17 protein-coding genes are annotated in these 24,483 nt (G+C 65.5%); 9 read left to right on the plus strand and 8 right to left on the minus strand.

Annotated elements, in window-relative coordinates; translation table 11 throughout:
- Nucleotides 1-215: 215 nt before the first annotated feature.
- From CK489_RS22470 to CK489_RS22480, 3 genes are read left to right on the plus strand one after another with little or no spacing between them, the layout of a single operon-like run.
- The gene (locus CK489_RS22470) at nt 216-896 is read left to right on the plus strand and encodes a response regulator transcription factor (protein ID WP_029878846.1); all 681 of its coding nucleotides are present in this window, start codon (nt 216-218) and stop codon (nt 894-896) included.
- Nucleotides 880-2,334 (plus strand): sensor histidine kinase, encoded by a 1,455-nt coding sequence (locus tag CK489_RS22475; protein ID WP_050630299.1) that lies wholly within the window; start codon nt 880-882, stop codon nt 2,332-2,334. The genes CK489_RS22470 and CK489_RS22475 overlap by 17 nt, the downstream gene beginning before the upstream one ends.
- Nucleotides 2,331-5,288 (plus strand): bifunctional [glutamine synthetase] adenylyltransferase/[glutamine synthetase]-adenylyl-L-tyrosine phosphorylase, encoded by a 2,958-nt coding sequence (locus CK489_RS22480; RefSeq protein ID WP_095733842.1) that lies wholly within the window; start codon nt 2,331-2,333, stop codon nt 5,286-5,288. Before CK489_RS22475 ends, CK489_RS22480 begins: the two co-directional genes overlap by 4 nt.
- Before the next feature lie 223 nt (nt 5,289-5,511).
- On the opposite strand, the gene CK489_RS22485 is transcribed toward CK489_RS22480, so the two are convergent.
- Genes CK489_RS22485 through CK489_RS22505 form a run of 5 tightly spaced genes read right to left on the minus strand, consistent with a single transcriptional unit; the run spans nt 5,512 to nt 11,487 of the window.
- Nucleotides 5,512-5,733: a formate dehydrogenase subunit delta gene (locus CK489_RS22485; protein ID WP_095733843.1), complete on the minus strand. Its 222-nt coding sequence runs from the start codon at nt 5,731-5,733 to the stop codon at nt 5,512-5,514.
- Nucleotides 5,717-6,553 (minus strand): formate dehydrogenase accessory sulfurtransferase FdhD, encoded by an 837-nt coding sequence (gene fdhD, locus CK489_RS22490; RefSeq protein ID WP_095733844.1) that lies wholly within the window; start codon nt 6,551-6,553, stop codon nt 5,717-5,719. The genes CK489_RS22485 and fdhD overlap by 17 nt, the downstream gene beginning before the upstream one ends.
- A 2-nt stretch (nt 6,554-6,555) precedes the next feature.
- Entirely contained in the window at nt 6,556-9,432 is a 2,877-nt protein-coding gene (gene fdhF, locus CK489_RS22495; RefSeq protein WP_095733845.1) for a formate dehydrogenase subunit alpha, read from the minus strand.
- 13 nt (nt 9,433-9,445) lie between these two features.
- Nucleotides 9,446-11,014 (minus strand): formate dehydrogenase beta subunit, encoded by a 1,569-nt coding sequence (locus tag CK489_RS22500; RefSeq protein WP_095733846.1) that lies wholly within the window; start codon nt 11,012-11,014, stop codon nt 9,446-9,448.
- Nucleotides 11,011-11,487, minus strand: a complete 477-nt coding sequence (locus CK489_RS22505; protein WP_095733847.1) for a formate dehydrogenase subunit gamma — start codon at nt 11,485-11,487, stop codon at nt 11,011-11,013. The genes CK489_RS22500 and CK489_RS22505 overlap by 4 nt, the downstream gene beginning before the upstream one ends.
- Before the next feature lie 256 nt (nt 11,488-11,743).
- Between CK489_RS22505 and CK489_RS22510 the strand changes: the two genes are divergently transcribed.
- The 3 genes from CK489_RS22510 to mdoH all read left to right on the plus strand — a co-directional run bounded on the left by CK489_RS22510 (nt 11,744) and on the right by mdoH (nt 16,429).
- Nucleotides 11,744-12,640: a LysR family transcriptional regulator gene (locus CK489_RS22510; RefSeq protein WP_050423962.1), complete on the plus strand. Its 897-nt coding sequence runs from the start codon at nt 11,744-11,746 to the stop codon at nt 12,638-12,640.
- A gap of 157 nt (nt 12,641-12,797) precedes the next feature.
- Nucleotides 12,798-14,312: a glucan biosynthesis protein G gene (locus CK489_RS22515; RefSeq protein ID WP_198960997.1), complete on the plus strand. Its 1,515-nt coding sequence runs from the start codon at nt 12,798-12,800 to the stop codon at nt 14,310-14,312.
- Entirely contained in the window at nt 14,300-16,429 is a 2,130-nt protein-coding gene (gene mdoH, locus CK489_RS22520) for a glucans biosynthesis glucosyltransferase MdoH (RefSeq protein WP_095733849.1), read from the plus strand. Before CK489_RS22515 ends, mdoH begins: the two co-directional genes overlap by 13 nt.
- Here mdoH and CK489_RS22525 read toward each other — a convergent pair.
- Nucleotides 16,426-18,747: a sensor histidine kinase gene (locus tag CK489_RS22525; protein ID WP_095733850.1), complete on the minus strand. Its 2,322-nt coding sequence runs from the start codon at nt 18,745-18,747 to the stop codon at nt 16,426-16,428. The genes mdoH and CK489_RS22525 overlap by 4 nt on opposite strands.
- 192 nt (nt 18,748-18,939) lie before the next feature.
- Nucleotides 18,940-20,328, minus strand: coding sequence for a cation-efflux pump (locus tag CK489_RS22530; RefSeq protein ID WP_095733851.1), 1,389 nt, complete (start codon nt 20,326-20,328; stop codon nt 18,940-18,942).
- Between the two features lie 454 nt (nt 20,329-20,782).
- Here CK489_RS22530 and CK489_RS40910 point away from each other — a divergent pair, with 454 nt between their 5' ends.
- The gene (locus tag CK489_RS40910) at nt 20,783-21,700 is read left to right on the plus strand and encodes a hypothetical protein (RefSeq protein ID WP_128089624.1); all 918 of its coding nucleotides are present in this window, start codon (nt 20,783-20,785) and stop codon (nt 21,698-21,700) included.
- Between the two features lie 110 nt (nt 21,701-21,810).
- On the opposite strand, the gene CK489_RS22540 is transcribed toward CK489_RS40910, so the two are convergent.
- Nucleotides 21,811-22,653 (minus strand): L,D-transpeptidase, encoded by an 843-nt coding sequence (locus tag CK489_RS22540; RefSeq protein ID WP_050630336.1) that lies wholly within the window; start codon nt 22,651-22,653, stop codon nt 21,811-21,813.
- A gap of 494 nt (nt 22,654-23,147) precedes the next feature.
- On the opposite strand from CK489_RS22540, the gene CK489_RS22545 reads away from it, so the two are divergent.
- Together CK489_RS22545 and CK489_RS22550 are read left to right on the plus strand one after the other, a co-directional pair.
- Nucleotides 23,148-23,642, plus strand: a complete 495-nt coding sequence (locus CK489_RS22545; protein ID WP_198960998.1) for a septal ring lytic transglycosylase RlpA family protein — start codon at nt 23,148-23,150, stop codon at nt 23,640-23,642.
- Between the two features lie 64 nt (nt 23,643-23,706).
- A complete protein-coding gene (locus CK489_RS22550; RefSeq protein WP_245350475.1) occupies nt 23,707-24,381 on the plus strand; it encodes a phosphoribosylanthranilate isomerase in 675 nt (224 codons plus the stop codon).
- Nucleotides 24,382-24,483: the final 102 nt, after the last annotated feature.

Below are 24,483 nucleotides of genomic sequence, written 5' to 3' on the forward strand. Positions count from 1 at the left end.
TATGCCCCCCTCCGTCGGAAGGTCTCAGGGCGGTGGAGTCCCCCAGCTTCACCGCCCACTTTTTCCCGCGCATGATTCGGAAAAGTGGATACCGGTTTTCCGGTCAGATCATGCGCCCACAAGAGTTCCGGAATATGCGCGGTCGTCTTGCATGTGCAGGCCGGCCGCGCCATGCTGACAGAGGGCCCATTCCCGTGACCGCAACTGCTCCGCAAATGCGCATCCTGATCATCGAAGACGACCGCGAGTCAGCCGACTATCTGGTCAAGGCATTCCGTGAAGTCGGCTACATCGCCGATCTCGCTTCCGACGGCGAGGAAGGCCTGTCGATGGCCGAAACCGGCGATTACGACGTGCTGGTTGTGGATCGCATGCTGCCGAAGCGTGACGGCCTGTCGCTGATCGGCAGCCTGCGCGACAAGGGCAACCGGACGCCGGTCTTGATCCTCTCGGCGCTCGGCCAGGTCGATGACCGCATCAAGGGCCTGCGCGCTGGCGGCGACGACTACCTGCCGAAACCCTATTCCTTCGCCGAGTTGCTTGCGCGCGTCGAGGTGCTGTCGCGGCGCAATGTCGGGCCGGCCGAGGAGACCACCTACAAGGTCGGCGATCTCGAGCTCGATCGGCTGTCGCATCGCGTCGCCCGCGGCAAGGATGAGCTGACCCTGCAGCCGCGCGAATTCCGCCTGCTCGAATATCTGATGAAGCATGCGGGCCAGGTGGTGACGCGCACGATGCTGCTCGAGAATGTCTGGGACTATCATTTCGATCCGCAGACCAACGTCATCGACGTGCACATCTCGCGGCTGCGCTCCAAGATCGACAAGGGTTTTGAGCGGCCGCTGCTGCATACCATCCGCGGCGCGGGGTATATGATCCGTGACGGCATTCGGTAAACTGATCCGGACCACGGCGTTTCGGCTGACGCTGGTCTATCTGTTCCTGTTCGCGCTGTTTGCCGCCTCGCTGCTGGCTTACTTCGCCTGGAATACGCGGCGGCTGATCACCGAGCAGATCACGACGACCGTCAACGTCGAGATCGGCGAGATCACATCCATCTATAACCGCCGCGGCCTGCACGGCCTGCTGACCACCATGGGCAATCGCGCGCTGCGGCCGGGCGCTAACCTCTATCTTCTGACCGCGCCGAACGGGCAGGCGCTGGCCGGCAATGTCGGCTCGCTGGCGCCGGGCGTGATGAGCGTCCAGGGCTGGAGCGAGACCGCCTATCGCCGGATCGACGACCAGGACAAGACCGATCACCGCGCGCTGGTGCGGGTCGCCGAGATGGACAACGGCTTCCGCCTCCTGGTCGGGCGTGACCTCGAGGAGCGGCGGCGGTTGTTCGGCATCGTCGCCAAGGCCGCGCAATGGTCGATCCTCGTCGTGGTCGTGCTCGGCATCGGCGGCGGCATCTTCGTCGCCCGCCGCGTGCTGCACCGGATCGACGCCATGACCGGCACCACGAGGCGCATCATGGCGGGCGATCTGTCCGGCCGGCTGCCGGTCGGCCGCAGCGGCGACGAGCTCGACCGCCTCGCGGAAAATCTCAACGCCATGCTGGAACGCATCGAGGCGCTGATGACGGGGCTGAAGGAGGTCTCCGACAACATCGCCCACGACCTCAAGACACCGCTGACGCGGCTGCGCAACCGCGCCGAGGAGGCGCTGGCGCGGTCGGGCAGCGAGGCCGACTATCGCGCGGCGCTGGAGCGGACGATCGAGGAATCCGACGGGCTGATCCGCACCTTCAACGCGCTGCTGATGATCGCACGCGCCGAGTCCGGCCAGGCGCGCGGCAACATGGACGATTTCGACGGGGCCGACGTCGCCAACGGTATCCACGAATTGTACGAGCCACTGGCCGAGGACGACGGCATGACGCTGCAGGTGAAGACCGCGCCTTCGCCTGTTCACGGCAACCGCGAATTGATCAGCCAGGCGGTCGCCAACCTGGTCGAGAACGCCATCAAATATGGCAAGCCCGACGCCGGCGTGGAGCCGATGAAGGCGGATGCACGGGAGATCCTGATCGAGGCGCGGCGCGAGGGCGACCAAGTCCTGCTCAGCGTCACCGACCACGGCCCGGGCATCCCCGAGGGCGATCGCAAGCACGCGGTGGAGCGCTTCGTCCGACTCGAGGCGAGCCGCACCTTACCCGGTTCCGGTCTCGGCCTCAGCCTGGCTTCGGCGGTCGCCACGCTCCATGGCGGCGAGCTCAGGCTCGGCGATGCCCATCCCGGGCTGGTGGCCACCCTGGTGCTGCCGGCGCGGGCGGGCGGCAGTGACAGGCTTGCGGCTCAAACGCAGGATGTGCCACAGAAGGCGGCATGAATGCCGCCGCGCCGGGAAACGCGGATCGACACTGTCTGGCCGCGCGGTTCGCGGATGGACCGCGTGTCGCCGCGCCCGAATCCGCCGATCAGCGCCTGACTGACTGGTTCGCCGAGCTCGAGCCGGCGCAATCGGCCGCGCTTGCAGCCTTGCTCGAGCAGCCGTTCGCACGGGACATCCTGCGCGGCATCGCCGAGTTCTCGCCCTATCTGTTCGAGCTCGCGCGCGCCGATGCCGGGAGGCTGATCCGGATCCTGTCATGCGACCCGGAGTCGCATCTGGCTGGCCTGATCGAGACCACCTCGCGCGACGTGCTCGCCGCCGGCAGCGAGGCCGACGTGATGGTGCTGCTTCGCCGCATGAAGGCGGAGGCCGCGCTGATGATCGCGCTGTGCGACATCGGCGGCGTCTGGCCGGTGATGCGGGTAACGGCGGCGCTGACCGACATCGCGGTGAATTCGGTGCAGTCGGCGCTTCGATATTTGTTCCGGCAGGAAGTCGCCCGCGGCCGGATGACCGCCGTCGATCCCGAGCATCCGGAAGTCGGCTCGGGCCTGATCGTGCTTGCGATGGGCAAGATGGGCGCGGGCGAGCTGAACTATTCCAGCGACATCGACCTGATCGTGTTCTTCGATCGCACGGCGACCTCGCTCGCCGAGGACATCGAGCCGCAGCCGTTCTTCGTGCGCGTTACCCAGGCGATGGCGCGGATGCTGCAGCAACGCTCGGGCGAGGGCTATGTGTTCCGGGTCGATCTCAGGCTGCGCCCGGACCCGGCCTCGACCCAGGTCGCGATCTCGACCGACGCGGCCTTGCACTATTACGAGCGCGAGGGACGGACCTGGGAGCGCGCCGCGATGATCAAGGCGCGGCCCTGCGCCGGCGATCCCAGGGCCGGCGAGGCGCTGATCGGCGAGCTCGCGCCGTTCGTCTGGCGCAAGCATCTGGATTTTGCCGCGCTCGCCGACGTCCACGACATGAAGCGGCAGATGCAGACCTACCGCGGCCAGAGCGAGATCTCGGTCGAGGGCCACAACGTCAAGGTCGGCCGCGGCGGTATCCGCGAGATCGAGTTCTTCGCCCAGACCCAGCAGCTGATCGCCGGCGGCCGCCATCCCGAGCTGCGGGTGCGGCCGACGCTGGAGGCGCTCAACGTGCTCGCCAACAGCAACTGGATCACCTTCGAGGCGCGCGACGAGCTCACGACGGCCTACGAATTCCTGCGCCGGGTCGAGCACCGGCTTCAGATGATCGCCGACGAGCAAACCCATTCGCTGCCGGAAGCGCCGGAGGATGTCGAGCGTTTCGCGCATTTCTTCGGCTACGAGAACCGCGAGGCCTTTGCCAAGGACTTGCTCGGTCAGCTCAAGATCGTGCAGAACCACTACAGCAAGCTGTTCGAGGGCGACGATCCGACCGGCACCGCGAAGCTGCCGGATGTCGACTATGGCGCCGGGCCCGAAGATGGCCGCCTGATCGAACATCTCGCCCAACTCGGCTTCAAGAAGCCCGTCGCGGTGGCCGGCACCGTGCAGCAATGGATCGCGGGCGACTATCGCGCGCTGCGCGTCGAGGCGACGCGGGCGGCGTTCCTCGAATTCATTCCCGGCCTGATCGACGGCCTCGCCCATGCCGAGGAGCCGGACGATGCGGTGGCGGCATTCGACCGTTTCCTCGGCGCGCTGCAGCGGGGCGGACGGCTGATCTCGCTGCTGAGCCAGAACCGCGATTTCGTGGCGCTGGTCGCCTTGATCCTCGGCGCGGCGCCGCGGCTCGGCGACATGCTGGCGCGGCAGCCGCAGATCATGGACGGCCTGGTCGATCCGCGCTTCTTCGGCGCGATGCCGGACAAGAAGGAGCTGTCCGCGCGGCTCGCGACCACGCTGCAGGATGCGTCGTCCTACGAGGATTTCCTCGATCGTCTGAGATTGTTCGGCCAGGAGAGCCTGTTCCTGATCGGCACGCGGATCCTGTCCGGCACGGTGTCGGCGCAGCATGCCAGCACCGCCTTTGCCGACGTCGCCGAGGGCATCGTGCACACCGTGCACGGCCTCGTCACCGACCAGTTCGCCGCGCAATATGGCCGGATCAAGGGGCAGGAGACCGCGATCATCGCGATGGGCCGGCTCGGCAGCCGCGAGATGACGGCGTCCTCCGACCTCGATCTGATCACGCTCTACGATTTCGACAGCGAGGCGCCGGATTCCGACGGCGAGCGCTCGCTGCACGGCGCGCAGTACTTTGCCCGTTTCACCCAGCGCCTGATCAGCGCCTTCACGACCCGGACCAATTACGGCGTGCTCTACGAGGTCGACATGCGGCTGCGCCCGTCCGGCCGCGCCGGCCCGGTCGCCTCACGGATCGATGCGTTCGCCGACTATCAGGAGCGCGAGGCCTGGACCTGGGAGCACATGGCGCTGACGCGCGCGCGTGTGATCTCGTCGTCGGCGGAATTCCGCCAGAGGATCGAGGCGATCATCCGCGGCGTGCTGACCCGGCCGCGCGATGCGGCGTCGACCGCGGCCGACGTTGCCGACATGCGGCGCGCCATCGCGCTGGAGAAGGGCGAGGACGATGTCTGGGACCTCAAGCTCGCCGCCGGCGGGCTCGTCGACATCGATTTCATCGCGCAATATCTCCAGCTCGCGCATGCTTCAGCGAAGCCGGAGATTCTCAGCGTCTCGACGCTCCAAGTGCTCGACAATGCTGCCAAGCTCGGCCTGCTCGGCCAGTCCGAAGCCGAGATCCTGCGCTCGGCAGCACGGCTTTATCACGATCTGACGCAGATCCTGCGGCTGTGCGTGAGCGGCAAGTTCAATCCGGAGACGGCGGGCGAAGACCTGCGGCGCGTCATGGCGCGTGCCGGCGATGCGCCGGATTTCTCCGCGCTGGAGGCGCGCCTGCGCGAGACCCAGAGCGAAGTGCGCCGCGTGTTCAACACGATTGTGGGTTAGCGATAGTCCCCGACCTGAATCCCGTCATCCCGCGCAAAGGCTTTGCCTTTGTCGCTGGTGCGAGCCTTGCGGCGCAATTGCGCCGCTGGGCGAGCCTCGAAGGATGCACGGCCACCAGCCGGGCCGTCGACCCTTCGAGACGGCCGCGTCGCAGCCTCCTCCAGCGCAAAGGCGGAGCCTTTGCGCGGGGGTGACGGTGAGGGAAGGCCGCGCGCGCTATTCGCTAAGCCTGCTGCCTCAACTTGAGCAGCGCGTCGAGCACATCAGGCTCGAGGCCGGCGCCGCCGGCATCGAGGTGGGCGAAGATCTGCTTGCGCATCCGCGGGTCCCAGAACTTCCAGATGTGCTCGGAGATACCCTGCACGGCGCGCTCGTTCCCCTGGCTGTGGAAGAACTTTCCGATCTGGTTCGCCATATAGACCAGTTTGTCAGGCGACGACGACATAGGCGGACTCCTTGCCGGGCACCGCGCCTGTGACGCGTTCCGGATGGGTAAAGATCTCAAATCCATCGGCGCGGGCGATCGCGGCGAGCGTGATGCCGGCGGCATCCGCCATCCGCACCGCGAGCGCTGTCGGCGCCGACACGGCAGCAATCAGAGGCGCGCCGATCGCGGCGGTTTTCTGCACCATCTCGACCGAGACGCGGCTGGTCAGCAGCACGATGCCATCGCTCGCGACGACCTTGTCGCGGGCCAGCGCGCCGGCGAGCTTGTCGACCGCGTTGTGGCGGCCGACATCCTCGCGCAGTGCGACGATGCCGCGCGCCGCGGTCCAGAACGCGGCGGCGTGCACGGCGCGGGTCTGGTGGTTGATCTCCTGCAGCGGCGCCACCGCTGCCACCGCGGCCATGATTTCGCGCGGCAAGAACACGCGGTCCGCCGGCACCACCGCGGCCGGTCGCACCGCCTCGCTGATCGAATCGAGGCCACACAGGCCGCAGCCGGTGGGGCCGGCGATGTTGCGGCGCCGCTCGGCGATCCGCTCAGCCTTGTCAGGCTTCAGCCACATCCGCAGCTCGATGCCGTCGTCGAGCTCGACGATGTCGAGGGTCTCGATCTCCTCGGCCGATTGCACGATGCCTTCGCTCAGGCTGAATCCAACGGCGAAGTCGCCGAGATCCTCGGGCGAGCCCATCATCACGGCATAGGTGCCGCCATTATAGGTCAGCGCGAGCGGCGTCTCCTCCGGGATCAGGCGCGCGCCGTCGCTGAAGACGCCGTCGCGCCAGACCTTCCGGATCGCCTTGTGGACCGGCTCGCGCATCGCTACTCCGCGGCTTCCACGACAGGCGCGATGCGGCGGGAGTTGCGTGCCTGTTCGTCGTAGGCCTTCTGCCAGTCGGACGGACCGTTCGACGGCGAGATCTGCACGGCGGTGACCTTGTACTCCGGACAGTTGGTCGCCCAGTCCGAGAAGTCGGTCGTGATGACGTTGGCCTGGGTGTCCGGATGATGGAACGTGGTGTAGACCACGCCCGGCGCCACGCGGTCGGTGATTTCAGCGCGCAGCGTGGTCTCGCCGGCGCGGCTTGCCAGCCGCACCCAGTCGCCGTCGCGCACGCCGCGCTGCTCGGCGTCGTGCGGATGGATCTCGAGCCGGTCCTCGGCGTGCCACACCACGTTCTCGGTGCGGCGGGTCTGTGCGCCGACATTGTACTGGCTGAGGATACGCCCCGTCGTGAGCAGCAGCGGATAGCGCGGGCCGGTGCGTTCGTCGGTCGCGATATATTCGGTGAGGATGAACTTGCCCCTGCCGCGCACGAAGCCGCCGATATGCATCACCGGCGTGCCTTCCGGCGCCTTCTCGTTGCACGGCCACTGCACCGAGCCGAGCTCGTCGAGCTTGGCGTAGGAGACGCCGGCGAAGGTCGGCGTCAACGCGGCGATCTCGTCCATGATCTCGGACGGATGAGAGTAGTTCATCGTAAAGCCCATCGCCTTGCCAAGCATGATCGTCACTTCCCAGTCGGCATAGCCGTTGAGCGGCGTCATCACCTTGCGGACGCGCTGGATGCGGCGCTCGGCATTGGTGAAGGTACCGTCTTTCTCGAGGAAGGTCGAGCCGGGCAGGAACACGTGGGCGTAGTTCGCGGTCTCGTTCAGGAACAGGTCGTGGACGATGATGCATTCCATCGCCGACAGCGCCGCCACCACGTGCTTGGTGTTCGGGTCGGACTGCAGGATGTCCTCCCCCTGCACGTAGAGCCCCATGAAGGAGCCCTCGATCGCGGCATCGAACATGTTGGGGATGCGCAGGCCGGGCTCGTTGTTGAGCTTGACGTTCCACATCGCCTCGAACTGTTCGCGCACCGCATCGCCCGCGATATGCCGGTAGCCCGGCAGCTCGTGCGGGAACGAGCCCATGTCGCAGGAGCCCTGCACGTTGTTCTGGCCGCGCAACGGGTTCACGCCGACGCCGGGCCGGCCGATATTGCCGGTGGCCATCGCGAGGTTGGCGATCGCGATCACGGTGGTGGAGCCCTGGCTGTGCTCGGTGACGCCGAGCCCGTAATAGATCGCGCCGTTGCCGCCGGTGGCATAGATCCGCGCCGCCTCGCGCAGATCCTTCGGGTCGACGCCGGTCATGATCGCGGTGGCTTCAGGGCTGTGCTTGTCTTGCGCGACGAAGGCGGCCCAGTCCTCGAACTCGCTCCAGTCGCAGCGTTCGCGCACGAAGGCCTCGTCGGCGAGCCCTTCGGTGACGATGACATGGGCGAGTGCCGTCAGCACCGCGACGTTGGTGCCGGGCATCAGCGGCAGATGCAGCGCCTTCACATGCGGCGCTTCCACCATCTCGGTTCGGCGCGGATCGATCACGATCAGCTTCGCGCCCTGGCGCAGCCGCTTCTTCAGCCGCGAGGCGAACACCGGATGGGCCGAGGCCGGATTGGCGCCGATGACCAGCACGACGTCGGTGTCCTCCACCGAGTCGAAATCCTGGGTGCCGGCCGAGGTGCCGTAGGTCTGCGACAGGCCGTAGCCGGTCGGCGAGTGGCAGACGCGGGCGCAGGTGTCGACATTGTTGTTGCCGAAGCCGGCGCGGATCAGCTTCTGCACCAGGTAGGTCTCTTCGTTGGTGCAGCGCGACGAGGTGATGCCGCCGACCGCGTCGCGGCCGTATTTCTGCTGGATGCCCTTGAACTTCGCGGCGGCGAAATTCATCGCCTCGTCCCACGACACCTCCTGCCAGGGATCCTCGATCCGTTCGCGGATCATCGGCTTCAGGATGCGCTCCTTGTGGGTGGTGTAGCCCCAGGCGAAGCGGCCCTTGACGCAGGAATGGCCGCGATTGGCCTTGCCGTCCTTCCACGGCACCATGCGCACCACTTCCTCGCCGCGCATCTCGGCCTTGAAGGCGCAGCCGACGCCGCAATAGGCGCAGGTGGTGACGACCGAATGCTCGGGCTGGCCGATCTCGATCACGGATTTCTCGGTCAGCGTCGCGGTCGGGCAGGCCTGCACGCAGGCGCCGCAGGACACGCATTCGGAGCCAAGGAAGCTTTCGTTCATGCCGGGCGAGACGCGGCTGTCGAAGCCGCGGCCGGAGATCGTCAGCGCGAAGGTGCCTTGCACCTCCTCACAGGCGCGGACGCAGCGCGAGCAGACGATGCACTTCGAGGGATCGTAGGTGAAGTACGGATTGGATTCGTCCTTCGGCATCCAGTTGTCGTTTTCGCAGCCGTGCGATTTGGCGAACACATGGTTCTCGCCCTCATAGCCGTAACGCACGTCGCGCAGGCCGACCGCGCCCGCCATGTCCTGCAACTCGCAGTCGCCGTTCGCGGCGCAGGTCAGGCAGTCCAGCGGATGGTCGGAGATGTAGAGCTCCATCACGCCCTTGCGCAGCTTCTTCAGCCGGTCGCTCTGGGTGTGCACCACGAGGCCGGGCATGACCGGTGTGGTGCAGGAGGCCGGCGTGCCGGCGCGGCCCTCGATCTCGACGAGGCAGAGCCGGCAGGAACCGAAGGCGTCGACCATGTCGGTCGCACAGAGCTTTGGGATCTGGGTGCCGGCTTCCATCGCCGCGCGCATGATCGAGGTGCCCTCGGGCACGGTGATCTGATTGCCGTCGATGGTCAGCGTGACCATCGCCTCGGATTTGGATTTGGGCGTGCCGAAATCGGTTTCCTGGATCAGCGACATCGTGATTTCCTTGCTATTCCGCGGCCTGCAGCCGGGCCGGTGCGGGACTTAGATCTCCGCCGAAATCTTCCCGGAAGTGTTTCAGTGCGCTCATCACGGGGTAGGGCGTGAAGCCGCCGAGCGCGCAGAGCGAGCCGAACTTCATGGTGTTGCAGAGGTCTTCGATCACCGCGAGATTTTCCGCCACGCGCTCGCCATTGATGATCTTGTTGATGGTTTCGACGCCGCGGGTCGAGCCGATCCGGCACGGCGTGCATTTGCCGCAGGATTCGATGGCGCAGAACTCCATCGCGAAGCGTGCCTGCTTGACCATGTCGACGGTGTCGTCGAACACAACCACGCCGCCATGGCCGATCAGGCCGTCGCGCGCCGCGAACGCCTCATAGTCGAACGGCGTGTCGAACAGCGCGCGCGGGAAATAGGCCCCGAGGGGTCCGCCGACCTGAACCGCGCGCACCTCGCGTCCGGTGAGGGTGCCGCCGCCGATCTCGTCGACGAGCTCGCCGAGCGTGACGCCGAACGCGGTCTCGAACAGCCCGCCGTATTTGATATTGCCGGCGAGCTGGATCGGCATCGTGCCGCGCGAGCGGCCCATGCCGAAATCGGCGTAGGCCTTGGCGCCGTTGTCGAGGATGAAGGGGATCGCCGCGAACGACAGCACGTTGTTGATCACGCTCGGGCGGCCGAACAGGCCCTTGTGCGCGGGCAGCGGCGGCTTGGCGCGGACGATGCCGCGGCGGCCCTCGAGGCTCTCCAAGAGCGAAGTCTCCTCGCCGCAGACATAGGCGCCGGCGCCGACCCGCACCTCGAGATCAAACTCATGCGCGGAGCCGCCGATCCGCTTGCCGAGCAGGCCGGCGCGACGTGCGCCGGCGATCGCCGCGTTCATCGCCGCGACCGCGTGCGGATATTCCGAGCGGATGTAGATGTAGCCTTTGGTGGCGCCGACCGTGATGCCCGCGATCGTCATGCCTTCGATCACGACGAAGGGGTCGCCTTCCATGATCATGCGGTCGGCAAAGGTGCCGCTGTCGCCTTCGTCTGCGTTGCAGACGATGTATTTGCGGTCGGCGCTGGCCTGCGCCACCGTCTTCCATTTGATGCCGGTCGGGAAGCCGGCGCCGCCGCGGCCGCGTAGGCCCGACGTCGTGACGTCGGCAAGGATCTGGTCCGAGGTCAGCGTCAGCGCCCGGTCCAGGCCCTTGTAGCCGCCATGGGCGCGGTAGTCGTCGACCGAGCGCGGATCGATCACGCCGCAGCGGGCGAAGGTGAGGCGGGTCTGGCGCTTCAGCCAGGCGATCTCGTCCGTGACACCAAGCCGCAGCGCATGCTGGCCGTTGCCGGCCATCGCGTCGAGCAGGGACGGAACGTCGGCCGCCGTCACCGGGCCGAATGCGACGCGGCCCTGCGCAGTCGTCAGTTCGACCATCGGCTCCAGCCAGTACAGCCCGCGCGAACCGGTCCTGACAATCTCGATTGCTGCACCACGCGCGGCTGCGGCCTGCGCGAAGGCGAGGGCGACATCGTCGGCGCCGACGGCGACCGCGCCGGCATCGCGGGGAATGAAGATCCGCATCGTCATCGCTGTGCCTCCGCGACCAGCGCGTCGATCCGCGCTTCGTCGAGCCGGCCGACCACGCGGCCGTCCAGCATCGCCGACGGCGCGGTGGCGCACAGCCCGAGGCAGTAGATCGGCTCCAGCGTCACGCGCTCGTCCGCCGTGGTATTCCCCAGGGCGACGCCGAGCTTGGCCTCGGCGCGCGCCGCAAGTCTGTCGCCGCCGGCGGCCTGGCAGGCCTCGGCGCGGCACAGCTTAAGGACGTGGCGCCCGGCAGGTTGCTTGCGGAAGTCGTGGTAGAAGGTGAACACGCCGTGCACCTCGGCGCGGGACAAATTGAGCGCCTCCGCGACCATCGGGATCGCAGGCTCCGGCACATAGCCGAAGGCCTCCTGCAGCGCGTGCAGGATCACCAGCGTGGCGCCTTCACGCCCGGCATGTTCGGCGATGATTTCAGCGCCGCGCGCTCTGTCCCAAGGTTCGTATCCCACCGTCATCCGCGCTTCTCACGATCCATTTTTTGCTGCGCGCATCAGAGTTGGAATCGTTCGAAACATCAATAAAGCTGTCTCATGCGGCGATTGCGAAACGCGATTAATAGCGTTGTGCGATAGGACGATTTAGGATCGCAATAATGGTCTGGAATCACGCACTTCGGGGGCGCTTTGGATTTCGGAATCGCACCCGGATCGTGCTACCTATGGACGCGTGGGCTGCCATTTTGGGACGCCGTTTTCCGAGGGGGTTTGAACCTTGATCGACAAGCTGGAACTTCTGCTGGCGCTGGCCAAGGAGCGGCATTTCGGCCGGGCTGCGGAGGCCTGCGGCGTCACCCAGCCGACCATGTCGACCAGCCTCAAGCAGCTCGAGGAGATCCTCGGCGTCATGCTGGTGCAGCGCGGATCGCGCTTCCAGGGCTTCACGCCGGAGGGTGAGCGGACGCTGGACTGGGCCCGGCGCATCGTCGGCGACGCGCGCGCGATGAAGCAGGAGATCAACAGCCTCAAGGACAAGCTGTCCGGCGAGATACGGATCGCGGCGATCCCGACCGCGCTCGGCATGGTCGCCTCGCTGACCACGCCGTTCCGGGCGCGCCATCCCGATGTGCGCTTCCGCATCCAGTCCTGCACGTCGGCCGACGTGCTCGGACTGCTCGAGAATCTCGAGGTCGACGCCGGGCTGACCTATATCGAGAACGAGCCGATCGGCAAGGTCCGCACCATCCCGCTCTACAACGAGAGCTACCGGCTGCTGACGGCGCCCGATGCGATGTTCGGCGACCGCAAGCAGGTGACGTGGAAGGAGGTCGGCACCGTGCCGCTGTGCCTGCTCACGCCCGACATGCAGAACCGCCGCATCATCGACCGTGCGCTGACCTCGGTTGGCGCGGAGGCGACGCCGACGCTGACGTCGAATTCACTGCTCGTGCTCTACACCCATGTGAAGACCGGGCGCTGGGCCAGCGTGATGCCGGCCAAGCTCGCCGAGACGCTCGGCCTTGCCGACGCCGTGCGCAGCATACCGATCGTCGATCCCGTCGTGGACTACAGCATCGGCCTCGTGATCCCGCAGCGCGATCCGATGACGCCCTTGATCGCAGCCCTGGTGCAGGTCGCGCGCGAGGTCGCGCCGACGCTGGAGCCAGCGTAGCGCGCGGGCATTCTCCGCGGCTCTTTCACGACGGTTCCCGCTGCGGCGCGCCGGGCCGGGCGCTGAACGCAATCTTCTGCTTCACGCAGCAATAGTGGAACTCACGGACGATTGAACGGTTTCATTGCGGCGTCCCGATCAGCCAGCAGGAGCCGCCTTGAATCGTCGCCAGTTACTCCATGGATCGGCCGTGTTGCCGACACTATTGCTGTTGCCGCAGCGAGAGGCCGTAGCCGCCGGGAACACGTCGGACGCAGCCTTCGATCCGTCGATGGTGAAGGAGCTCGCCCGCAATCTCGCGAGCAAGTCATTCGAGGCGCCGGACGAGAAGCTGCCGAACGGCTTGACGGACCTGAATTACGATCAGTACCGCTCGATCCGCTTCGTGCCGGAGCGCGCGCTGTGGCGCGGCGCGAAGCTGCCGTTCGAGGCGCAGTTCTTTCACCGTGGTTTCTTCTACAAGAACAAGGTCAGTATCTTCGAGGTCGCCGACGGCAAGGTCAGCGAAGTCAAATACAGCAAGGATATGTTTTCCTTCGGCGAGGCCGTGCCCGCGTTCACCGAGACCGATCTCGGCTTTGCCGGATTTCGTATCCACGCGCCGATCAACAAGCCGGACTATTACGACGAGGTCTGCGTCTTCCTCGGCGCAAGCTATTTCCGCGCGGTCGCCAAGGGTGAAACCTACGGCCTGTCGGCGCGCGGCCTGTCGATCGATACCGGTGAGGCGAAGGGCGAGGAGTTTCCGTTCTTCAAGGCGTTCTGGCTCGAGCGTCCGGTGCCCAACGCGACCTCGCTGGTCATTCATGCGTTGCTCGACAGCAAGAGCTGCGCGGCGAGCTATCGTTTCACGATCAGACCGGGGAAGACGACCGTGTTCGATGTCGAGGCCTCGCTCTATCCGCGCGCCGATCTCGAACATGCCGGCGTCGCACCGATGACGAGCATGTTCTTCTTCGGGCCGAACGATCGCAACGAGGTCGATGATTTCAGGCCATCCGTGCACGATTCCGACGGGCTTGCGATCTATAACGGCAGGGGCGAGAGCCTGTGGCGTCCGCTGAGCAATCCGCGCGATCTCCAGATCAGCACGTTCCAGGACATCAATCCGCACGGCTTCGGACTGATGCAGCGGGAGAAGAATTTCTTCGCCTATCAGGACATCGAATCGAGCTTCGAGAAGCGCCCGAGCCTGTGGGTCGAGCCGATCGGCGACTGGGGCGAGGGCGCGGTGATCCTGATCGAGATTCCGACCAAGGAAGAGATTCACGACAACATCGCCGCGTTCTGGCGGCCGAAGGCGCCGCTCAAGGCCAAGAGCGAGACCAATCTCACCTATCGTCTGCACTGGGGCCCGGACGCGCCGAAGCCGCATTCGCTGGCGCGCTTCACCCGCACCGGCATCGGCGGGCATGGCGAGGGCAGCAAGCTGTTCGTGCTCGACCTGTTCGGCGACAATCTGAAGGGGATCGATCCCGCCACCATCAAGGGCGTCGTGACAGCCGAGAAGGCCGAGATCACCAACATCGTCACGCAGCCGAATCCGAATACGGGCGGATGGCGGCTCAGCTTCCAGTGTGCCGTCAAGAAGGATCCGATCGAGCTGCGCGCCCACCTGGCGCAGGATGACAAGCCGCTCTCGGAGATCTGGGTCTATCGATGGGCGCCATAGTCACGTCGCCTCGTCCCGACGTCGCACCAGCGGCCGAAGGTTTCCTTCCACAAGAGAGCCCGCTCGCGATGGCGGCGGCCGATCTCGGCCAGCCGCCGCGCGCGGTGAGCAGGCCGGTGTCGGTCGGAGCGGGCATGTTGATGCGCCGCGCGTTCATCCTGATAATGACCGTCGCGCTGACCGGTGCGGGCGCCTACGAAATGTACATGGTGGTCCAGGTCGGCGGCGTGACGATCATGGAATGGATGGTGCTGGCGCTGTTCGTCGCACTGCTCGCCTGGATCGCGTTCTCGTTCGCATCGGGGCTGGCCGGCTTCTTCGTGCTGCTTCGGCGCAAGGGCAACGCGCTGCCGATCCGCGATGATGGTCCGTTGCCGCAGCTTGCGAGCCGGACCGCGGTGCTGCTTCCGACCTACAACGAGAATCCGCATCAACTGATGGCGCGCCTGCGCGCCATCTACGAGTCCATCGAAGCGACCGGGCAGGGCGGAAGCTTCGACTGGTTCGTGCTGAGCGACACGCGAGATCCCGACATCTGGATCGCTGAGGAACGGGCGTTTCTCGCGCTCAGCGATGCCTGCGGAGGCAGGCTCTACTACCGGCATCGCGCAGATAATACGGCGCGGAAGGCCGGCAATCTCGGCGAGTGGATCACGCGGTTTGGCGGCGCCTATCAGTTCATGATCGTGCTCGACGCCGACAGCCTGATGTCGGGCGACACCATGGTGCGGATGGCTCATGCCATGGAGACCAATCCGCAGGCGGCGCTGCTGCAGACGCTGCCGGTCATCGTCAATGCGCGCAGCCTGTTCAGCCGCCTGCAGCAATTCGCCGGCCGGCTCTACGGACCGATGGTCGCGGCCGGCGTGGCATGGTGGCACGGCTCCGAGGGCAATTATTGGGGGCACAATGCCATCATCAGGATCCAGGCATTCGCGGAGCAGGCCGGCCTGCCTGAATTATCCGGACCCAAGCCGTTCGGCGGTCATATCCTGAGCCACGATTTCGTCGAGGCGGCGCTGATGCGGCGCGCCGGCTGGGGCATCTACATGGCGCCGACGCTCGGCGGCAGCTTCGAGGAGGTTCCGCCGTCGCTGTTGGATTTCGCCGCGCGCGACCGGCGCTGGTGCCAGGGCAATCTGCAGCATCTCGCCGTGCTGACCACGCGCCGGCTGCACTGGATCTCGCGGCTGCATTTCATGGCCGGGATCGGCTCCTACATCACCGCGCCGATGTGGCTGTCGTTCCTGCTGCTCGGAATCCTGATCTCGTTGCAGGCGCGCTTTATTCGCCCGGAGTATTTTCCGAAGGGCTTCTCGCTGTTCCCGAACTGGCCGGCGCAGGACCCGGTGCTCGCCGCCTGGGTGTTCGGTCTCACCATGGCGCTGCTGATCGTGCCCAAGCTGCTCGGCTTCATCCTGCTGCTGACGAGGCGGGACGTGCGCCGGCAATTCGGCGGCGGCTTCCGCACGCTTGCAGGCGTCCTCGCCGAGGTGCTGATCTCGGCGATGATCGCGCCGGTCATGATGGTGTTCCAGTCGATCGCCGTCGTCGAGATCCTGCTCGGGCGAGATGCGGGCTGGCAGACGCAACGCCGCGACGATGGCGAGGTCGAGCGGCGGGAGCTGTATCGGAAGTATGGGATTCCTACCGTTTGCGGTGTCGCGATGGCGATCAGCGCGTACGCGGTGTCGTTGCCGCTGCTGCTCTGGATGTCGCCGGTGATATCAGGTCTCTTGTTTGCGATCCCGATCGGGGCCTGGACCGCCAAGCCCGCGATGCGCGCGCTGTTCGTGACGCCGGAGGAAAGCGGACCGCCCAGCGTGCTGGTCCGTGCCAACGAATTGGCGGCGGCGCCGGCCCACGCGTCGGCCCCGGCGCTCGCGGCGCTGCGGCAGGATACCGGCCTGCTGCAACGTCATCTGTCGTCGCTGCCGCCGGCGCGGCGCGGTGGCCCGGGCGAGATCGACCTTCATCTTGCGGTGGCCCGCGCGCGCATCGAGGCCAGCGACAGCTTCGATGAGGCGGCCCGCCATCTCACGCCGCGCGAGACACTGGCTGTCCTCGGCGATCCCGCGTTGCTGGAAGGGGTGCTCGCGAAGTCGCGTGGGGGCTAGGCCGCTTCCGGAAGCCTGGTCAGCAGCGCGCGCGGATCGCGCGGCAGGGTGACGCGGACCACGGTGCCGACGCCGAGCTTGGAGCGCAGCTTCATCGAGCCGCCGTGCAGGTTGGTCAGCGAGCGCGCGATCGCAAGTCCGAGGCCCGAGCCCTGGTAGCTCTTGGTGAGCTGGCTCTCGACCTGCTCGAACGGCTTGCCGAGCCGCCGCAGCGAGTCCGGCGCGATGCCGATGCCGCTGTCGGCGATCAGCAGCACGATCGAGTCGTCCAGCATCTGGCCGCGCACCAGCACGCGGCCGTTGTCCGGCGTGAATTTCACGGCGTTGGAGAGCAGGTTGACGATGATCTGCTTGACCGAGCGGCGGTCGGCGACGACCGAGATCGTGCTTTCGATATCCGACTCCAGCGACAGGCCCTTGTTCTCGGCGCGGCCGGAAACCACCCGCAGCGACTCGGCGAGGATGCCGGAGAGGTCGAGCGGCTCCATGTCGAACTTCATGCGGCCGGCCTCGATCTTCGACATGTCGAGAATGTCGTTGATGACCTCGAGCAGGTATTTCCCCGAGGTCAGGATGTCGTGGCAGTACTCTTCGTACTTGTCCGAGCCGAGCGTGCCGAACAGGCCAGAGCCCATGATCTCGGAGAAGCCGATGATGGCGTTGAGCGGCGTGCGCAGCTCATGGCTCATATTGGCGAGGAATTTCGACTTTGCGGCGTTGGCGTCCTCGGCGCGGGTCTTTTCCTGCGAGTACTTCTCGGCGAGGTCGGCGAGCTCGACCGCCTGCCGTTCAAGCTCGGACTGCGAGCGCTGCAGGTCGATCACGCTGGCGCGCAGGCGGAGATCGTTGTCGACCAGCTTCTGCTCGTGCGCCTTGATGCGGGTGATGTCGGTGCCGACGGAGACGTAGCCGCCGTCCTTGGTGCGGCGCTCGCTGATGTGCAGCCAGCTGCCGTCGTCGAGCTGAGCCTCGAAGGTGCGGGCGCCCGGCGCCGGCACGCCGCTCTCTTGCAGGCGGGTGCGCACTTCGGGCATGCTGCCGACCTCGATCACGGTCTCGTAGGAGGTGCCGGGGCTGACGGCGCTGTCGGGCAGCTTGTGCAGGCGCTGGAAGTGCGAGTTGCAGAGCACGAGGCGGTCATCGGCATCCCAAAGCACGAAGGCCTCCGGAATGGTCTCGATCGCGTCGCGCAGGCGGAGGTCGGCTTCCACCGACTTCTCGGCGAGGCTCTTCTGCTCGGTGATGTCGACCGCGATGCCGATCAGATGCAGGCCGCCGTCGGCCGCGGCGTGGCTGAGCTCGCAGCGCACGCGCAGCCAGATCCAGTGGCCGCCGACATGGCGCATACGAAAGCTCTGGTCGATGTGGTCGATCTTGTTCGAGATCAGCTGGTCGGCGATGTCGAACAGGTTGATGTCGTCTGAGTTCACCAGCGCGTTGACCTCGCCGAAGGTGAGGAGGTCGTTGCGGCTGTCGAGGCCGAGCAGGGTGAACATCGACTGCGACCAGAAGATCCGGCCGCGCGACAGGTCCCAGTCCCACAAGCCGCAGCGGCCGCGGTTGAGCGCGGTGTCGATCCGGCCGCGCACGGCGTCGTTGATCAGGTCGCCCTCGCGGGCGCGGGTCGATTGCCAGTGGAAGGCGAAGCCGAGGATCAGCACCACGAAGCTCGTGGTCGCCGACAGCGTCACCGAGAGCGCGGCGTCCGATCCCCAGATCGGCTCGTTCATCTCTTGGATGACGACGACCTGGCCGGGCAGCGACTTGATGAGTTGCGAGATCGCCAGCGCGTTGGTGCCGTTCGGCAGCGTCATGTCGTTGACCGCGCCCTGCTGGCCCGGCGCGATCATGAGCTGCGCGGTGGAGACGATGTCGAGGACGCGGTCGGTCTCGCCGCTACCGTCGATCGGCACGCGCGCCAGCACGCGGTGATCGGCGCTGGTGATGATGACGTGACGGCCGTAGGCGATGCCCCAGGACGGGATCAGGTCCGGCAGCAGCTCCTGCAGCTTCTCGATATTGGCGAGCCGCTCGCGCCGCACCGAGGTCAGGCGATCGAGACGTTCGGCGAGAATGTCGGAGAGCGCGGCAAGATCGCGCTTCATCGCGCCGCGCTTCTGCCGGTTCTGGTCGATCACCTGGACGAAGGCGCCGAGGCAAATCGTGATGAGGAAGGCGATGATGAGCGTAGGTACAGCGCGGCGCAGTGCAGGCTCGGCCGTCAAGAGCCTGTGATAGGCCGGTTTTGCGATCGATTGCGCCAATCCCTTGATCGAATCGGATTGGACGCACGCGTTCGCTGCATGCGCGCGCGCCATGCCTTAGACCCCCGCTCTAAGCTGATTTTTACCCGGATCGGATGCTCCCCACGATGCATCCGAATCATGATCATTTGAATCCAGATTTCCGGGACTGTCGAGAGTCAACGATTCGTTAATGCGAAATAATTCTTGTCAAAAACAGAATCGGGTTACTCAAAGTGAGTCCGAAAGGAGAACGGCTCCGTAGAATTACGCGCGCGCCGGTTCTGCGTGACTGATCACACGCTTCACGGTCGGGAACGCGCGGCGCAGTTTGCGTTCGATCTCGTCGACGCTTTCGTGCACCTTGATCACACTCATCGAAGGCTCGGCGCGGCAATGGAAGTTCACGATCTCGCCGGCATCGGTGTTGCGGACCCGCACATTGTGGATGTCATGGATCGCGCCGCCATCGGCAAATCCGGTCAGCGCGGTCTTGATGGCCTCGACCCGGTCGGGCGCGGCGTCGGTTCCCCACGGCAGTTCCGGTTCGAGCGGCTCGATATGGGTATCGACTTCGACGTCCTCGCCGAAGTCCTCGCGGATCGCGCGCTCGAGCTCGTGGGCGATGTCGTGCGCGGCCTCCAGTGCCATGTTGCTGTCGACCTCGAGGTCGATGCCGACGATCAGCTTGCCGTCGATGTCGTGGACGGTGACATGGTGGATGGCGAGGCCTGAATTGCGCGCGATCACCATGATGCGCTCGCGCACGCTCTCATTGTCGCGCGCCACCGGAACCGCGGTGAAGGTGAGGTCGGCATCGCCGAACGTCTTGCTCATCGCCTCCTGCGCCCGGCGCTTGATGTCCTCGACGCGGTCGATCGGGTAGGTCCGCGGCACTTTGGCGATGGCGTCGATGAAATGCGTCGCGCCGACCATGCGGACCCGCAGGCGGTCGACGTCGACCACGCCCGGCACGGCCTTGATGGCGGCGGTGGCCTTTTCCAGCGCGCCTTCGGGCGCGCGGTCGAGCAGGGTCTCGACCGTCTCCCGCGCCATGCGCAGGCCGAGCAGGGCGATCATCACGGCGACCGCGATCGCCGCCGCGGCGTCGCCCCACCAGAAGCCCAGGCCCGCCAGCACCAAGCCGACGATGACCGCGGTCGAGCCCATCACGTCGGAAGCGAAATGCAGCGCATCGGCGGCCAGCGCCTGGCTCTTGGTGTCGCGCGCGGCGCGATGCAGCGCGCGGGCGCGCCACAGATTGACGCCGATATCGAGGAGGAGAACGATGAAGGGAATGGCCGAGATCGACGGCGGCGGCGCGCCCTCGCGCAAATGGCTGTAGGCCTGCACCAGGATGCCGCCGGCCAGCACATAGAGCATGGCGATGACGCCAAGCGCCGAGACGCTCTCGAACTTACCATGGCCGTAATGATGCTCGGCGTCGGCCGGCTGATCCGACACCCGCACCACCGCCCAGGTGATGATGGTGGCGACCAGGTCGATCGACGAGTGCAGCGCCTCTGATATCAGCGCCAGCGATCCGATGGCCATGCCGACGACGAATTTCGCGACGGCCATGCTGCCGCTGGCGAGGATCGAGATCGCGGCGACGGATGTCTTGGTCGAGGATGTGCTGGTGTTTGAAGAGGTCATGGGCGGCGGTGTAGCAGGGAGTCCGTGAACATCAAGTGTCAGCCGTCGTTTGCGATGCGTAATCGCAACTCACTCGCAAGAGCATCATTGTGCCAATCAAGCCGTCGTCCTGGCTTGCGCGAGGACGACACCGAAAGTCTTGCGCAGTTCGTCTTCGTACAGGGCGCAGGGAATCCCGCGTGTGCGCGGCACCCGCGGTCTCGCAATTGGAAATTCTGATAAAACGAAGTTAATTTGCAGCGAGGGATTGATGCGTTTCGCACAGTTGCCGGTCGTGTCGAACGGGCAACAGTCATCATCACCGCAACGGCGCGATCCTGCTTATCACGAGACGTCAAGCACGCTATCATGGCGTTGCTTGGACAAGACTGAACGGGAGGCTGGGCGCTGATCAACCTGATGGATAGCCGAGACGGCAGTCTTGGATGACATTGGACGGAAGAGGGACAGGCCAATGAACTCCGCATCCACTCCGAATCCAGGTGAACCTGGTGCAGGCCCGGCCGCCAGCGCCGATGAGCGGCTGGCGGAAGCCCATAAGCAGATCGTCCGCGCTGATGAAGAGCTCACGCGGCTGAGCGAGCAGCTTGCCAAGCTGGAGCGCGACGCGGCGTCGCCGCCTCCGTCGCCGCCGCCACCTCCGTCGGCTGAACCTGTCCCGCCCGCGGTCGGGCCTGCTGCTTCGTCCGGTCCTGGTGCTTCGTCCGGACCTGCTGCGCTCGAACCCGGCCCGCAACCGTCGTCCGGAAGGCCGGCGTTCCGGGCCCTTGCCGCCTTGTCGATGGCGGCGTGTGTCATCGTCGCCGTCCTGGCTTCGCAGTCGTCGTATGGTGCGAGAGCCAAGCTGGTTGTCGCCCGCTGGGTGCCGCAGCTCGCCTCCGCGCCATCATTGCCGCCGAAAGACCCGCCGCTTCCCGCGCAGCCCGCTGCGACTGCCGTTCAAGTTGCGGCGGCGGAGCCCGCACCACCGCAACCGGCGCCCGCGCCGGCGCCGCCTTCGACCGCAACGCAGGACGCCGCGCCGAAAGCGACGCAGGATACTGCGCCGCCAGCTGCTGCAGCGCTTCCCGATCAATCCGAACTTCTGCAAACCATCGCGCGCGATCTCGCGAACGTGCAGCGAAACATCGAACAGCTCAAGGCGGAGCAGCAACAGACGGCCCGCGAGAGCTCCAAAGCCATCGAGGAGCTGAAGGCAAGCCAGGAGGAATTGAAACGGGCGCTGGCGAAGGTTTCCGAGCCGAAGACGACAGCAGCGCCTCCGACGCAGCCGGCTCCAGCCCCGCGCAAGCCCCAGCGGACATATGAGCCGCCCTACGCGAGGGCGCCGCCTCGCATGCCGCCAAGGGAGTGGCTCTACGACGACTGGTAGCGGTCGACGCGGCGATCATCGGATCGCGCCACGGCACCCGTGATGATCGCGAAGATTGGGCACATGAAGACCCTAGCGCATGAAGACCTGGCACACGAAGACCTGGCACATCATGAGCGTTGCGACGGTGATGCCGGGTCCGGTGCCCGGAAGGCGGCGTCGGGCGCCGTTCCCTGGGATGGTCGACGGGCGGCGGCTCCCGGCAGCACGATCACTTTCGCTCCGATTTTCACCCGCTCATAAAGGTCCGTGACGTCGTCATTGGTCAGCCGGATGCAGCCGGACGAAACCCGCTTCCCGATCGTATCGGGTTTGTTGGTGCCGTGAATTCGATATTCGGTTTCGCCGAGATACATCGCCCGGGCGCCAAGCGGATTTCCGGGGCCGCCTGCCATGAACCGCGGCAGATAAGGTTGACGCGAAATCATCTCCGCAGGCGGACGCCAATCCGGCCATGCTGTCTTGCGGGCCACGGTCTGTTCACCGGACCATGTGAAGCCTTCGCGGCCGACACCGATGCCGTAGCGCATCGCTTGCCCGTCGTTCAGAACGAGATAGAGGAACGTGTTCTCGGTATCGATGACGACGGTGCCTGGCGCCTGGTGGCTGACATAGTCAACCACCTGCCGATCGAGTCTTGCGGGTGCGACAGCGGATTTCGGTGTTTCGACCCGAGGCGCCGGGGTCGAGATGGGAGCCGCGACAGGAGCCGAGACAGGAGCCGGAGCCGGCGCCGGCGTTGGGACGTGAACTGGAGTTGGTGTGCGAGCTGGAACTGGAGCCGACAGCGCGAGGGCTTGATGCGCGGTCGATTTTTTTGTCGGTTGAATGCTCGCCGGGCGAGACAGCAAACCGTACCCCAATGCGGCGGCGGCCATGACGCCAATTGCAACTCGTCCGGCCATTGGTAGTGCGAGCGTTTCCGTCTTCGCACGTTTTGCCCGCTTTGCCATATCTTTCCCCAAGTCCCTGTGCCTGGACGAGGTACCGAGCAAATTCTAACAAACTGCGAAGCGAGCTTGCTCGGGCTGAAAGTCGTTAAGCATCGTTAACACCAGCACGCAGGGCGGATTGGCCCACCGGGGTCCGCGCGAAGCGCGGCCTGATGACGGGCTCCGGCGCATCCGCCGTGCATCCGGCAGAACATGGCGGATTGCGCTTCGCTAATCGGCTCTACGTGCCCGATCGAGGGGGGCGGAAGATGCCGATACGCTTTTCAGGCGCCGTCGAAGGAGACCCGTTCAGTCATGTTGCTGACGCATTCTCTGTCTTAACCGGACGAGAATTAAAAACACTGTGTGGGACCGGCGTGGTTCCCACAATGGTTCCGTCGCCGGAATTGGCACGAATCCGCGAAGAACTGGCCCCGAGTTAACGCCTCCACGTTTACCCGGCCATGTTTTGCGGAATCGGGAACCAACGATCGAGAAAAATCAGTCAAGGAGTTATGATGCTGTTCGGCTCGAGCGCCGCAGTTTGCGGCGCCGTGGTTGCGTTCGCCATTTTTGGCACCGCTGCAGGAAGTGAAATCGGTTCGGTTCATTCAAGCGCCGTCGTCAATGCTGCTTGTGGCGATGCGATCGTTGGCGCAGCATCCATGTACAATCCGTTCGAGCCCGGCAAGGAGGAGGGCGGTCCGAGCACAGCCTCCGGCGAGCGCTATGATCGCTCCGTCTGGGCGGCTGCCATCAAGACAAGCCTGCGTCGGAAGTTTGGTGGGGTCGAATTTGGCGCGAGGCCGAAATATGCCCTGGTCGAGGCTGTCGGCAAGAAGGTCATCGTCAAGATAAACGATGTGGGACCACTGAGGCCCGGCCGCATCATCGACCTCAATGAGCGGACGATGCGCTATTTCGATCCGAGCCTGGAGCGCGGGGTCATTAGCGACGTAAAAGTTAGCCCGCTAGCGGGGGATTATTGGGTCCCCGGACCGGTCGGCTGAACCGCTATTGACTGAGGGCGCGGCTGTCGCTCCTATTCAAATGCGTGGGGGTTGGTGCAGAACAATGCTGACGCAAATCTACGAAGTGGCGACACCGTTCGAAGCCGAGGCGATTTCCGCAATCGGTGTGGATCATGTTGGCGTGCTCGTCGGCGACGGCGCCTTTCCTCGCGAACTTCCGGTTCACAAAGCAGCAGCTGTCATGAAAGCGATCCGGGCACCGTCCGTGCTTTCGGCGCTGTTCCTCTCGGCGGATGTCGCGCTCATCGAACGGATGGCCAGGGAACTTGATCCGCCCGTCGTGCATCTTGGCGCTTCAAACGAATTGATCATGCCTGATCATGTCATAGCGCTACGAAAGTTGCTGCCAACAACCAAAATCATGCGCAGCGTACCTGTATCGGGACCTGAAGCGGTGGACGTGGCGCGCGCATATGATGGAATCGTCGACTGGATCCTGCTTGATAGTCATCGCATTGGTGACGTCCAGATCGGGGCGCAGGGCGTGACGCACGACTGGAGCATTAGTCGAACGATTGTCGAGACCGTTCGTAGCCCGGTCATACTCGCTGGTGGCCTCGGACCGGACAATGTCAGGCAAGCCATCCGGTCGGTCCGGCCTGCGGGCGTTGACTCAAAAACCAAGACCGACCGTGAAGGCACCCACGCAAAGGACTTGGCGAAGGTCCGAGCTTTCCATGCCGCGGCGCAGAGCGGTTACATCGCGCGTCCGCAATAGCGATGCGTGGAGCGGACTAACCCATCGGGTCCGCGCGAAGCGCGGCCCGATGACAGGCTCCGACGTCATCTGCCGGAAGAAGATTGTGGATTGCGCTTCGCC

The organism is Bradyrhizobium sp. UFLA03-84 (assembly GCF_002289535.1).
Lineage (GTDB): Bacteria > Pseudomonadota > Alphaproteobacteria > Rhizobiales > Xanthobacteraceae > Bradyrhizobium > Bradyrhizobium viridifuturi.